Source organism: Marinobacterium sp. BA1 (genome assembly GCF_041155135.1).
GTDB classification, from domain to species: domain Bacteria; phylum Pseudomonadota; class Gammaproteobacteria; order Pseudomonadales; family Balneatricaceae; genus Marinobacterium; species Marinobacterium iners.
Genome location: NZ_BAAFHC010000001.1, coordinates 3,350,689 through 3,364,018, shown reverse-complemented (window position 1 = coordinate 3,364,018; position 13,330 = coordinate 3,350,689). Strand labels below are relative to the sequence as shown.

The window sequence follows — 13,330 nt, the reverse complement described above, 5'->3', positions numbered from 1 at the left end:
GGAGGAGGCATGCATCATTTAGCAGCCCAATGGATTGTGGGGCTACTGAAAGATAGGAATATCCCATTTCTGATCTGTGGGGGACTCGCTGCTAAGGGATATGGCTCTGAGCGTGACCTGAATGACCTCGACCTTTTCGTCCCTGGCAAACACTTCTCGTCAGTGGTTCAGGATGGTCAGGAATTTGTATCCAAGGCAGCCGCTCACCGTCAGGAGGAAGGCTGGGACCTAACCTACGTCCAGTTCAAGTATGAAGGCATTAAAGTGGAGGTAGGTAGCGCTGACGGTCCGCAAATATTTGATGCGGGCAGCGAGACGTGGGTTCCGCTCAATATAGATTTCTCTCGCTATAAAACAGTCAATTTGCTGGGCTTAGAGCTTCCCCTTATGCTGAAAGAAGATCTGGTCCGGTATAAATCTGCACTCTCACGGTCGGTGGATATCGAGGATATTCGTGCCATCCGAGAGAGCGCATAAGCAAGCCATCACCAGTGGCGGGCGTTAGCCAAATATGGAGGGAACCATGAAAAAATTTTCCATTCTATTAATCTTCTTTCTTTCGACTGAAGCCTCAGCTGAAAAAGATGACATATTGAAAATATATGAGCATTTCACGTTGTCTAGTGCCGCTGCTGGAAAATGTATAAACCCAAAAAAAGAAGAGCTAACATCTTTTTTAGCAAACTATCAGATGGTATCTGTTTCTGCGTTAACCGAGCTTAGAAAGCGAAAGCCTGATATTTCAAACGAAAAAGCCCAAGAAATACTAAAATTCGGTGGAGAAAAGCTTACAAAGGCAGTATATGAAGTTATTGAAACAGAAGGTTGTGAAAGCTCAAAAATCCAAGATTTAATAACCCGCTTTCATATGCAAGCTGAATGGAAGCCGTAATTATAGCTAGCAATGGTAGATCAATGAAATATTTAATAACCGCATTACTCCTATTTTTATCGCCTCTATGTGTGGCAGAAAACGAAATAGCCTATCTTAAGGGACTAGACGCTAAAGCATCTGAGTATCGTATGATGGCCATTGAGTGTGTTACTGACATGAAACTAACGAAAAGGAAAGCGCAGGAAATAAATTCTTGTAAGTCTTTTTTTCAGTTTGTTCAATAAGATTATCCCAAGCTGAAATCAGACCTGGAGTCAGCTGAATTAAAAGCTAAAGATCAAGGAAATTCTGAGGGGCTTCAATCAGAAAATCTTCGAGAGAGGCTTGTTTTGATCATGTCGGTTCGTTCCCACATGAATATTGCGGGTACAGTGTCCAAAGCGATAGGTGAATAAATGTATAATAGTCAGCAGTACGTATGTCCAGTAAAACGCACCGGGCCGGACGTTAGAAGCATAAAGTCATGAGATACAGGTTAATCATATTCTTACTACTCATTTCAGGAGCCGCATTCGCCAATCCGTATGATGGGGAGGTGTCTATGTTCGATAACGGCAAAGAAGTGACAAAGACTTACCATCAAATGCTACGCGAGAAATCACTTGAGGGATTGTCTCCATTATCAAAGCAGGTTCATGAACTGGCGCTTCAGGTATTCGACAATCCAAACTCGGCTGACGCAAAGAAACGTTACTTTGAAAGTTTCCCCAGGTCTTTTGGGTCATTTATGGATATATTTCAGCCTAACTCATTTGGTGAACTCTATGATGGGTATATTTATATACATCTAATTGACTCGCTCGCCAGTGAATACCCAGAGACGGTTGGCAGCATTTACCTAAAAATCGCGAGTAAAGCCTGTTTAGATGCTGATGCTCCAAGCTATTTAAGGCATAACCTTGTTGCTTTTGAGGGTCGTTATCCTGAGGTTTACAAGAAATACTACAACAACCTTACATCAGATCAGCAGCATAATGTTGAGCTCTTTAAAAAGGCTTCAATACATAGTGGTGGCAAAGGTGTATGCAACTTCTAACACAGCGCTCAAAATTAACGCCCATTAGCTGCTCTATGTATCGTGTGATGCCTGGTCCACGTGATGGCTCTGCCCTGAAGTGGAATATCAGGCGTCACTCCCAATGACAGCTTGACGCAATACGTCCCTGGCCGCTTCAGTGGGACAAGCAGCTCGCAGCAACTTCTGAAATTTGAAGCACTCCAGATGTGAAGGCGCGGGGCATTCTGCAACGTGCCGAAGCATGTTGCTCAAGGTCTTCAGTTTGCGTGCCTGGCGATCGAGTTCATCAGCACGCTCACTCAATGTTGGTCGAGGAAGGTTTGGCTTTCGATCCTTGTCGAACATGCTACCAATCTCTTCCAAAGAGAACCCTGCGCTCTTGCCCAATGAAATCAAGGCCAGCTGTACGAGCGTGTCCCTGTGGTATTGCCGGCGCAATCCGTTTCTGGCGACGGACTTGATCAGGCCAATTTCCTCATAGTAGCGAAGTGTCGATGTGGCGACACCACTGGCTTTCGCGAGGACGCCGATATCGATGAGATTCATGCTTGACCTCAAGTTGACTTGAAGTTGCATACTAGTTGGCAACCAAGCTTCGATCAAGGGTCAAACACATGAATGAACCTATCCTTCCACCCAGGTACAAGCTGGCTTTAGCCGCAATGGTGGGCTCCATCATGCTGGCTTCGCTCGGTATCAGCGTCACGACAGTGGCGCTCCCGACGCTGGTTTCGGCACTTTCTGCACCGGTACAGCAGGTGCAATGGGTCGTGCTTGCCTATCTGGTATCGCTGACGGTGGCCATCGTATCCGCAGGCCGCATGGGCGACCTGTACGGATGTCGCCGTGTGTTGCTATTGGCTCTGGGTCTCTTCACTTTGGCCTCGCTCGTCTGTGCTGTGGCACCGAACCTGAGCTGGCTGATAGCAGGCCGGGTTGGGCAAGGCCTGGCTGCCGCCGTCCTGATGTCATTGCCGATGTCGCTCGCCAAAAGCTTGATCGCCAAGGAGCGAATGGGGGTGGTGATGGGGTTGTTGGGTACCATGTCGGCTATCGGTACTGCACTGGGACCGTCTCTAGGTGGCGGTTTAATCGACCTACTGGGGTGGCGCTCGATCTTCGTTCTGTTGCTTTTGTGCGCACTTGGCATGATAGCCATTACTGTGATGGGAGTACCCAAGGAGAAAGGACAAGCAACCACGACAGCTCGCTTGGATTGGACGGGAAATCTTTGGTTGTGTCTGACCCTGTTGTTGTTCTCGATTGCCGCCACAGGCGGCAAGGGTGGAGTTGCCATCCCTGTTTGGATGCTACTTGCCTCGGCTACCGTCGCACTGGCGATGTTTGTTGTCACCGAGATGCGAGCGACTCACCCACTGGTGCCCTTGGCACTGCTTGGTAGTCGAGCCCTTGCACCATCATTGATCATGAACCTCATTGTCAGCGCCACCATGATGTCAACTCTGGTGGTTGGGCCCTTTTACCTGGCGTTTGGTCTTGGCCTGAGCGAACTGATGATGGGTACTGTAATGGCGGTAGGCCCTGCCACTGCCGCGCTGTTCGGTGTGCCCGCAGGCCAGCTCACGGACCGGTTCGGAACCGACCGCGTCTTGTTTGCAGGCCTGGTGTTTGCGACGGGAGGGTTGATCTGCTTCGCACTGCTGCCGGTCAGATTCGGAATTCCTGGCTACGTGGCTGCGCTAATACTTACAACACCGGGCTTTCAACTGTTCCTGGCCGCGAACAACACTGCCGCGATGACAAGTACACCTGACGCACAGCGTGGCATGGTCTCCGGGCTGATTGGACTATCGCGCAATTTAGGGTTCATGACCGGTGCATCACTTATACCGCTGCTGTTCGCTACATTGCTGGGTGATCAGTCTATAGCCTTGAGCTCCCCGTCAGTTGTCGGCGAAGCCTTCTCACACACGTTTCTATTGGCCGCAGCTTCGTTCGGACTTGCCATGGTGACCTTCTTCTTGGGTAAGAAACGCCAACCGTCAATGCCGATTTTATCTACTAATCAAGGAGTTAATCATGACTGATGCACACTCACATCCTCATGCCATTCAAACAGTTGGGGCACCTCTGCCGTCTTATCGCAGCAGTCGGTTCCATTTAGTCAGCACGGGCATCGGCGATGCAGGAAACATCACTGTGAACGCTCAGGAGATACTGCGAAGCGCCGACATCGTGTTCGGGACCTCAAGTTTGCTGGAGAAGTTCGCAGATCTTCTCAAGGGCAAGGAGCTCCATGATGCCGGACATGGTCTTTTCATGGATCTAATACGCAGGGACTATCCAGCTGAGAAAGCCGATGCGATGGAGGCTGAAGCCAGACAAATCATTCGGCACGCAGCTGAGCACGGCAAACGAATCGCCGTAATTGACTATGGCGACTCCATGATTTTCGGGCCGCAGGCGGGCTTCATCCAGGAATTCAGAGACCTCAATCCGGTAGTTATTCCAGGTGTATCGAGCTTTAATGCCGCAAATGCGGCTTTGGCATGCGATGTCATGAACGGAAGCACGAGCAGATCGGTCATCCTGGCAGCCGCTTATGATGCCCGTGAGGACTATGACGGCACCGATACCTTGGAGCGTCTGGCACAGACGGGCTCCACGCTGGTTTTCTTTGCGATGCGATCAAGGTTCGTGCAACTGACTGAGCAGTTGAAACGTGTTCTGCCTGGTTCAACCCCTCTCGCGGTTGTCTGTCACGCCGGTCGAAGTCAGCAGCACACGGTTGTGCTCGCGACACTCGACACCGCTGTCACAGCGCTACAAGGGCGTGAAGTGCCATTCGAGCATCTCGTCTATGTGGGTGACTTTCTTTCTTATTAGTGGCTTGTTCATATCAAGACGCCAACGAATGCCCAGCAAAGCCGGGCTGGGCTTCATATTGCTTCGCGGCTTATAGCCTGTTACTGCGCCGCTCCTTTGACCCATCTACTGTAATCCTGGTCATGGAGCAGCCGCGAAGCTTCGAGGATTGGAAAGTGGGAAGCAGGTCATTATCGCTGTTGCTCAAAGTGAAACGAGGAACAGGCCTGCCACCATCACCACAAGTCCCTGCAACCTCGGCAAGCTGACGGGCTCACGTAGCCAGATCACGCCGATCAGCACACCCAGGGGAATACTCACCTGACGTAACGCCACCACATAGCTGACTTCGCTCACCATCGACATGCTGACCAATATCAGCAGATAGGTGCCGATAATGAAGCTGCCCGCCAATAGCGTCCAGCCGAAGTCCGGCACGACCCTCAGTGACTCGCCAAAGCCCCATCGCACCAGTGGCAACATCCATATCAGACAGGCTGCTGCCTGTAATACGACAAAACTGCTGCCAGCGGCAAAAGCATCCATCCCCTGCTGCTTCATAAGCTGAATGGCGGCACTGTCGAGCACCGAGTATCCGGCCGTGGCGCACGCCGCCAAAAGTACCCAAGCGATAGCCGGGGTCCTGTAGTCGCGCCAGTGCCAGTCACGCCAACACACCAATGGCAGTGCCAACGAACCCAGTATGATCAGGCACATGCCGATCAGATCCGCCGCCTGGAGTTGACTTTGGCCATATGTAATCAGCACCACTGCCGGCACGATCAATACCGGCAGCGCCCGCGCCAGTGGGTAGACGATATTCAGGTTGCCGTGTCTGTAGGCTTTGGCCAGACCAGTCAGGTAGAGGGTTTGGCAAAGACCTGAGGCCAGCAGCAGCCACCAGAAAGCAGAGGGCAACGCAGTTACTTCCGGCCAGACGCGCAGCAGTAGTGGGCTGAAAATCAACATGCCCAGCCCCATGGCCCAAGCATAAAAACGCACCGTCTGAGCAGTGCGCTTGCCGATCAGGTTCCAACCCGCATGCAGCAGAGCCGAAACCAGGATCAATCCGATAGCGGCAGGTGTCACGGTTTCTCGCCCATCGCCAGTCGTGCCGCGATCTCTTCCAGGCAGGGAATGACATCGGCAATGCTGTCGATGACATAATGAGCGCCACTGCCGATCATGCGCTTGTAGGCCACCGCGCGACGGGTGTCCTGCTCCACTTCTCCCAATGCCTGCCAGGCGTCCAGGCTCATGCCCACTTCGTTGCCGCTAACGGCGACGCCGATGGTCCACATACCCGCGTTCAAGCCTTCTTCGATACCGGTGAGAGTGTCATCGATTTTTACGCAGGCACAGAGGTGCTGTACGCCCAGATCCATGGCATTTTTCAGGCTCATATGCGGATAGGGACGCCCCTTGGGCACTTCCGTGGCGCAAACATTGCTGTCCGGGGTGTAGCCCTGCTCGGCAGCTCGGGCCACCAGGCCTTCAATCATGCTGCCCGCATACCCGGTGTTGGCACCGATGCGGATTTCATTGGCACGCATCCAATCCAGCGCCTCGGTCAGGCCTGGGATAAGCTCGGCAGTTTGTGCAATGGCATCAATCTGCAGAGGTACGAAGTCGTCATACAAGCGGTCAATATCGGCTTCACCCGGGTACTCTCCTTTCACGTCTTTCCATGCATCACGAATACGGGGATGAGTACACAGCTGGCGGATATGTTCACGCTTTTCGGTGCCCATGGGGCCGCGCGCTTCAGCTTCGCTGATCGGCACGCCTTCATCGGTAAATAAACGTTGAAAAGCGCGGATCGGCGCCATGGAACCAAAATCCACGGTGGTGCCCGCCCAGTCCATGATCACGGCTTCAATTGGGCCTGTGTAACGGCGTTCAAACTGGTAAATCGGTGCAGTCATAACAATTTCTCCGTTGAATTCAGTTGGGTCAGGCGGTTGCCGCCGCGTTAAGAGCATGGATGGGCGCGCCGTTCGGTATCTGCAGCTCGTCCAGCACGGCGGCAACGGCAGCGAGGACAGCATCGATCTGCACATCATGCAGCTGGCCGATACAACCCAAGCGGAAGCTGTCAGCTTCGGTTAACTTTCCCGGATAGATGATGAAACCGCGGGCTTTCATACGATCGTAGAAGCCCTGGAAATCGAAGTTCGAGTGGCCCGGCGAAAAGAAGGTGATGATGATCGGGGACAGCCACTCATCGCTGAGCAGGGTTTCAAACCCCATGCGGCGCATGCCGGCGACCAGACGCTGCTGGTTGCGCTGATAGCGCGCATGACGACCGACGATCCCCCCTTCCGTTGCGTGTTCCTTCAGCGCCTGCAGGAATGCTGCTACCACGTGGGTGGGCGGGGTGTAGCGCCACTGGCCGGTTTTGGCCAAGTACTGCCACTGATCCAGCAAGTCCAGACTCAAAGAGTGTGCGTTACCTTTGGAAGCGTCCAGCGCACTCTGGCGGACCAGGCTAAAACCGAAGCCGGGCACACCTTCGAAGCATTTGTTGGCAGAAGAGATCAGTGCATCGAATTGAACGGTTTTGGCACTGATTGCTACAGCACCAAAGGCGCTCATTGAATCGAGGATCAGGCGTCGTCCCTGACGTGCTACTGCTTCGGCGATCTCTTCCACCGGGTTGAGAATGCCGGAGCTGGTTTCGCAATGAACCAGGGCAACGTGAGTGATTGCAGGATCAGCGACCAGTATCGCTTCCACTTCTTCACCACGGGGTGGCTCATAGTCACCCTTATCCAGGGCAACATAGTCACGACCCAAGTAATCCATGATCTTGCCCATACGCTGACCGTAGGCACCGTTCATGAGGATCAATAACTTGCCATCTTTTGGTACCAATGTCGCAAGCGTTGCTTCAACGGCAAAGGTGCCGGAGCCCTGCATCGGTACGCAAACGTGGCTGTCTTCACCGTCGATCAGGGCAACCAACTGCTGGCACAGCCGGGCAGTCATGGCACGGAAGTCACCATCCCATGAGCCCCAATCTTGCAGCATTGCCTGTTTAACGCTGAGGGTTGTATTGATGGGACCGGGAGTCAGCAGATAAGGCTGTTCTGTTTTCATGATCTCTCTCTTTCTGGTCTACACCAGTGTTTTTGAGCAAAAAAAATTGCTCCTTTTCTATCCAGGGCACCCCTCAGGTACCCGCCTGCATCAGCGCTGTCGCCAGCGCTGAGTGCGTTGCAGAATGCTATGGCTGATCAGCCAGTGAAGCCCTTTTGCCACCAGCGATGTCAACATCAGCAAGACAGCCATGGCTGCAGCCGGTGCTGTGTCCCCTGCCTCATCCATATGCATTACCGCTACAGAGGCCAGCGTGGTTTCTGCGGAGTAGAGGAAGATGACGGCCGAAACCGTGGTCATGGCGTTGACGAACAGGTAAACGGAGATATCAAGCACCGCAGGCAGTGCCAAAGGCAGGGTTACCCGGCGCAGAGTGGTATAAAAGGGAACTTTCAACGAAGCTGAAACCGCCTCGAATTCATTGTCGATCTGCTTCAGGCTGGTTACAGCGGTCAGATGACATACTGTGTAGAAATGTACCAATGTATTCAGGACTAGAATCGCCATGGTGCCGTACATCAGATTCAGAGGATTGTTTGGTTGGTTGAAGAAGAAGATATACGACAACCCCAGTACGATGCCTGGCACTGCCATCGGCAGCATGGCCAGCAGTTGTAAAAATTTACGCGCAGTTGGCATCGGCTTGATCTTCTCGCTCATGTACGCCACGAGGAAGACTACCGCGGTACCAATTAATGCCGTCCAGGCAGACATCTGTACCGAGTTGAAGTAGGACGCCCAGCCGCCTCCGTCCATCATGTCAAAATTGTAATTCTTGAGCGACAACCCCATGTTGTACGGCCAAAAGGTGATGAAGGAGGCATACACTGCCATACCCACCACCAACAGAAGAAAGCCGCACACGATAAAACAAAACAACGTCAGTAGAAGGTCACGCAACATCGATCTGTTGGGTTGCAGCGGCACGGCGCGGGCCGACAGCTGGGATGACTGATGGCGCTGCACCCGACGCTCGACGATAAAGGACACCAGCGCCGGCAGCAGCAGGATGACGCTGACCACCGCGCCCATCTGGAAGTTCTGCTGCCCCACCACCTGCTTGTAGATATCGGTAGCCAGCACGTTGTACTGCCCGCCAATCACCTTGGCAACGCCGAAATCGGTGATGGTCAGGGTGAAGATCACGAAGATGGTATTGATCAGGCCGTAGCGCACCGACGGCAGGGTCACGGTCAGGAACACGCGCCAGGGCGGTGTTTTCATCGACTTGGCTGCTTCGTATAGACGTGCATCGCTGTTGCTGAAGGCGGTGATAAGGATCATCAGTGCATGGGGAAAGGCCCAGAAGCTCAGCCCAATGACGATGCCCACCGGACCGTAGATGCTGTCCACCGGCAGCCAATCCTTGAGAATGCCCTGGTTGCCGAACAGGTAGATCATGCTCAGCGCCGGCAGCAGCGAGGGCGCAAACAGCGGCAGCATGGTCAGCAGACGGAAGCCTTTCTTGCCCACCATGCCGCTGCGAGTCAGGGCATAGGCGAAGACAAAGGCGGTCGAAACCACGATCAGCGTGGTCCAGACGGCGATATTAAGCGAGTTCAGAATCGACTCGGTCAGTGCCGGGTTGCTGAAATAGGCGATGAAGTTGCTAAGGCCAATATACTCGCCGGCCCCGTTCTGCAGGCTCTTGACCAGCATGGTCAGCAGCGGGAACAAAAGCGCCAGCAACAAAAACACCACACCGCCTACAACGATAGTGCGTTGCACCCAGATTTCGGTATCAAAGCCGCGTTTGGTGGCCAGACTTGGGATCGCGGACATCATCAGGCTCCAGCCACCTGCATGGCCGCGACACTCAGGTCCCTGCTATCGCTGCACCCCACTTTTGTGACAGGGTTTTGGCCTTGGTCTTCTTGCGGATAGAATTTGAGTGCCGCCGCCGGCACACTCAACCAGTACGATGCACCTACCGCCGGGTTCAGGCTATGCAGCTGCTCCACCGGCAGGTCTACATGGATCTGCGGCAACCCAATATCAAAGCTCATCTCAAGTCGTACGAATGCGCCCATGAAGTGAATGTGGTCCAGCCGAGCCTGGAACACGAACTGCTCATTGCGGTCCAGCCCCCAGGGAGCGGCATGCAGCTGCACGCTCTCGGGACGGAAGCCCAGCGTGCCTTCGTCACAGGGCGGTAGTATTAGAGGCACCTGTACATCCTTGTGTCCCAGCATCAGCTGGTTGTGGCCGAGAACACGAGCCGGCAGCAGGTTCATGCTGCCGACAAAGCGAGCAACAAATTCAGTGGCTGGCTGGAGGTAAATGTCTTCCGGGGTGCCAATCTGTGCGATGCGACCGTGATCCATCACCACGATGCGATCGGCCATGGTCAGCGCTTCATCCTGGTCATGGGTCACCATGATCGTGGTAATGCCCAGCTTGCGCTGCAGGCTGCAGATCTCATTTCGCAGATGCAGGCGCACGCGAGCATCCAGCGCAGACAGTGGTTCATCCAACAACAGCAAACCGGGTTCGGTCGCCAGCGCACGTGCCAGTGCCACCCGTTGCTGCTGACCACCCGAAAGCTGACCCGGAAACTTGTTGCCAATATCAGGCAGGTGAATCTGATCCAGCAACAACTGGACTCTCTGTTCCCGCTCACGGCGGGGTATCTTCATGTTGGCCAGGCCGTAAGCAATGTTCTCGTTCACAGTCAGGTTTGGAAAAAGAGCATAGGACTGAAACACAATACCGAAATCACGCTGCTGCGGAGGCAAAGTTGAAACATCGCACCCAGCCTGCACAATACGGCCCTCTTCCTGCTGCTCCAGACCGGCAATCGCTCTCAACAGTGTGGTTTTGCCACAGCCGGAGGGCCCCAGGAAGCAGATGAACTCACCCTCGTTGATTTCCAGGGAAATATCATCCAACGCAGTGAAGCTGCCAAAGGACTTGCGCAGGTGCTGAATCTGCAGGTAAGCGGGTGTGGTCTTCATGCTCTATCTCCATCAAAACTGTGAGGGCTGAATCTCAGCCCTCCGAGGTGGCGCAGCTGATCAGTTTTTAGCTTCGCTCTTGCCGTCGTAACGACGCTGCCACTCTTTGAGAATGCGCTCACGGTTTAGCGCAGCCCATTCAAAGTCGTTATCGATCATGCGATCGGCGATATCCGCAGGATAATTTTCTACTGGCTTAGCAACGCCCGGCATGGCAACAACTGCAAAGTTGTCGTTGTAGAGCGTGTTGGCATCACGTGTAACAGCCCAATCCATTAATTTCTGGGCCGCGTCCAGGTTTTTGGTGCCTTTAACGATGGCGGCCGCTTCCATGTCCCAACCCAGCCCCTCGGACGGGAATGCAAGATCAACAGGAGCCCCTTGGCTGATCAGCTTGGCACCACGGTAGGCAAAGGAAATGCCGATAGGCGTTTCACCGGAAGCAGCCATCTTGCAGGGTTTTGAGCCAGAGTGTGTATAGCGGTCGATGTTCTGATGCAGGTCGTCCATGAATGCCCACCCCTGCTCTTCACCAAAGGTCTGCAACCAGCTGGTGACATCCAGATAGCCTGTTCCGGAAGAGTTGGGGTTCGGCATGACTACATGGCCCTGATACACCGGCTTTGTCAGGTCTTTCCAGCTTGTCGGTAATGGCAGGCCATGTTTCTCGGCCTCGATGCGGTTATAGCAGATTGAAGCAACCCAGGCGTCCATGCCCACCCAAGAGGGGGTTGCATCCTTGTCTACAAACTGTTCACTCAATGCTTCAACACCCTTTGGTTTATAGGGCTGAAGCATCTGATGATCTTTCAATACCAACAGGCTTGTGGCGGCAACGCCCAGAATGGCATCGGCCTGAGGATTTTCTTTTTCCGCCAGCAAGCGCGCGGTGATGATGCCGGTTGAGTCACGTACCCAACGGATCTTGACATCGGGGTTGGCCGTTTCAAATCCTTTGGTGTAGGACTTGAGCTGGTCTGCTTCCAGGGCGGTATACACGGTCAACTCAGTGGCCGCGTTGACCGACGTGGCCGCTAAGGCGACAGCCGCCGCCAACAGGGTCTTTTTCAGGTTAAGCGTCATAGCGAGATCCTTATATCCGTTAAACAAGCGTTGAGATCCAGATTGCAATGCGTCTGGTATAGACCAGATGAAGTTTCACAGCATTCTGTTGCAAAAAAATGAAGATAAGATTGCATGTTGTTTAACCGGATATTTTTTGGCTGCGTGCCAGGGCACATTGAATACGAAAAGCTTCACTGAATGAGTCAACCTGGCCAAACCGATCAACCCTGAAGGGCTTCACATCAGTAAAAGGCTCTCTTCCAAGGGCAATTTCTGCCAGCATGCGGCCAATACCACCAGACAAAGCAATGCCACCTCCAGAGCAGCCACTTGCCACCAGGAGCCCCGGCAACTCTGTAGTGCCAAGCAAGGGTTTGCCATCCGGGGTGTAGCTGGAAATGCCACTGATATAATGCGCGATGCCCACCTGTTCCAATGCGGGAAAAATTCCAGCAAGCGAACTGTAGCCAGCTTCAAGGCAGTCCCAACCATCAGGATCACAGTTGAACAGATAGCCATGAATGTCTTCCGGCAAGTTTGACGCGTCACCGTAGACAGCCTGCTTATCACGCAGGCCGAACAACAAACCACCGACTTCCGGACGTGCATAGGCATTAATATCCGGCAGGATCACCATAGGGCTATTGACGGGGAAGAGTTTCGGATTCGCTTCGCTGATCCAGTAGTGGCTGCGAACGGGCGCCATTGCCATTGAAATGCCGTACTGTGCCAGCAGTGCAGCTGACCAGGGACCGGCACAACAGATGATTGTTTCAGCGTGCGTTTGGCCTTTTAGTGTCTCAACACCAACCGCGCGGCCTTGTTCAACCAGTAATCGTTCAACACGGCAGTTTTGTATGACCTCAACGCCAAGCCGTCGAGCTGCTGTGAGATAGCCTTGTGCCAGTTGCACGGGGTCCATGTAACCGTCCTCGGCAACAAACAGTGCAGTCCCGTCACTTCCTGGCTCCAGCCATGGTGACAAGGAGCGGATCTGGTCAGCAGAAAGACGGTCGGATGCCAGACCTAACTGACGTGCTGTGTTGGCTGTTTGCTGAAGATAATCACGTCCCGTTTCATCAGTCGCCAGATGCAGGCTACCCACCTGACGCAGTGGCAGGGGCTCATCGAGTACAGAATTTAATTCATCAATGGCTGCAAAGGTTTGAGCAACCATAGCCGCCATGGCTGGATCAGGACGAACTCTGGTAAGCAGTGCAGCCGCCTGACTCGTCGTGGCAGTTGAAACCATCCCGGCTTCAACCAGACGAATGCGAGCGCCTGCAGGAACCCTTTGTGCAAGTGCCCAGGCAGTCGCAGCACCAAGGATACCACCGCCGACAATGAGAAAGTCTGTAGAAGAATGATGCATATTGCTCAACCTTAATCTGGTATAGACCAGATTATCGAGCTACATCATGACATGTCGGTGACAGAAATGTTTCATCAGATTTGCTTTGCACCACAGCCTCG

13 protein-coding genes are annotated in these 13,330 nt (G+C 53.4%); 5 read left to right on the top strand and 8 right to left on the bottom strand.

Going from position 1 to position 13,330, the window contains the following annotated elements:
* Window positions 1–9: 9 nt before the first annotated feature.
* From ACAM29_RS16380 to ACAM29_RS16370, 3 genes are all read left to right on the top strand, one after another.
* Window positions 10–477 carry a nucleotidyltransferase gene (locus ACAM29_RS16380; RefSeq protein WP_369624749.1) on the top strand — a complete coding sequence of 156 codons (468 nt, stop codon included), beginning with the start codon at window positions 10–12 and terminating at the stop codon, window positions 475–477.
* A 46-nt stretch (window positions 478–523) separates the two neighbouring features.
* A complete protein-coding gene (locus ACAM29_RS16375) occupies window positions 524–892 on the top strand; it encodes a hypothetical protein (protein WP_369624748.1) in 369 nt (122 codons plus the stop codon).
* 544 nt (window positions 893–1,436) lie between these two features.
* On the top strand, window positions 1,437–1,931 hold the full coding sequence (locus ACAM29_RS16370) for a hypothetical protein (RefSeq protein WP_369624747.1): 495 nt from the start codon (window positions 1,437–1,439) through the stop codon (window positions 1,929–1,931).
* Window positions 1,932–2,018: 87 nt separating this feature from the next.
* Here ACAM29_RS16370 and ACAM29_RS16365 read toward each other — a convergent pair whose 3' ends face one another.
* A complete protein-coding gene (locus ACAM29_RS16365; protein ID WP_369624746.1) occupies window positions 2,019–2,459 on the bottom strand; it encodes a helix-turn-helix domain-containing protein in 441 nt (146 codons plus the stop codon).
* A 68-nt stretch (window positions 2,460–2,527) separates the two neighbouring features.
* On the opposite strand from ACAM29_RS16365, the gene ACAM29_RS16360 reads away from it, so the two are divergent.
* On the top strand, window positions 2,528–3,961 hold the full coding sequence (locus tag ACAM29_RS16360; RefSeq protein ID WP_369624745.1) for an MFS transporter: 1,434 nt from the start codon (window positions 2,528–2,530) through the stop codon (window positions 3,959–3,961).
* On the top strand, window positions 3,954–4,760 hold the full coding sequence (locus ACAM29_RS16355) for an SAM-dependent methyltransferase (protein ID WP_369624744.1): 807 nt from the start codon (window positions 3,954–3,956) through the stop codon (window positions 4,758–4,760). The genes ACAM29_RS16360 and ACAM29_RS16355 overlap by 8 nt, the downstream gene beginning before the upstream one ends.
* A gap of 183 nt (window positions 4,761–4,943) precedes the next feature.
* Here ACAM29_RS16355 and ACAM29_RS16350 read toward each other — a convergent pair whose 3' ends face one another.
* The 7 genes from ACAM29_RS16350 to ACAM29_RS16320 form a co-directional block, all read right to left on the bottom strand.
* The gene (locus tag ACAM29_RS16350) at window positions 4,944–5,828 is read right to left on the bottom strand and encodes a hypothetical protein (RefSeq protein WP_369624743.1); all 885 of its coding nucleotides are present in this window, start codon (window positions 5,826–5,828) and stop codon (window positions 4,944–4,946) included.
* Window positions 5,825–6,664, bottom strand: coding sequence for a phosphonoacetaldehyde hydrolase (gene phnX, locus ACAM29_RS16345; protein ID WP_369624742.1), 840 nt, complete (start codon window positions 6,662–6,664; stop codon window positions 5,825–5,827). Before phnX ends, ACAM29_RS16350 begins: the two co-directional genes overlap by 4 nt.
* 28 nt (window positions 6,665–6,692) lie before the next feature.
* Window positions 6,693–7,838 carry a 2-aminoethylphosphonate--pyruvate transaminase gene (locus ACAM29_RS16340; RefSeq protein WP_369624741.1) on the bottom strand — a complete coding sequence of 382 codons (1,146 nt, stop codon included), beginning with the start codon at window positions 7,836–7,838 and terminating at the stop codon, window positions 6,693–6,695.
* Between the two features lie 90 nt (window positions 7,839–7,928).
* On the bottom strand, window positions 7,929–9,623 hold the full coding sequence (locus ACAM29_RS16335; RefSeq protein WP_369624740.1) for a putative 2-aminoethylphosphonate ABC transporter permease subunit: 1,695 nt from the start codon (window positions 9,621–9,623) through the stop codon (window positions 7,929–7,931).
* Window positions 9,623–10,792 carry a putative 2-aminoethylphosphonate ABC transporter ATP-binding protein gene (locus ACAM29_RS16330; RefSeq protein WP_369624739.1) on the bottom strand — a complete coding sequence of 390 codons (1,170 nt, stop codon included), beginning with the start codon at window positions 10,790–10,792 and terminating at the stop codon, window positions 9,623–9,625. Before ACAM29_RS16330 ends, ACAM29_RS16335 begins: the two co-directional genes overlap by 1 nt.
* Before the next feature lie 60 nt (window positions 10,793–10,852).
* Window positions 10,853–11,875, bottom strand: coding sequence for a putative 2-aminoethylphosphonate ABC transporter substrate-binding protein (locus tag ACAM29_RS16325; protein ID WP_091828214.1), 1,023 nt, complete (start codon window positions 11,873–11,875; stop codon window positions 10,853–10,855).
* A gap of 121 nt (window positions 11,876–11,996) precedes the next feature.
* Entirely contained in the window at window positions 11,997–13,229 is a 1,233-nt protein-coding gene (locus tag ACAM29_RS16320) for an NAD(P)/FAD-dependent oxidoreductase (protein WP_369624738.1), read from the bottom strand.
* Window positions 13,230–13,330 lie beyond the last annotated feature (101 nt).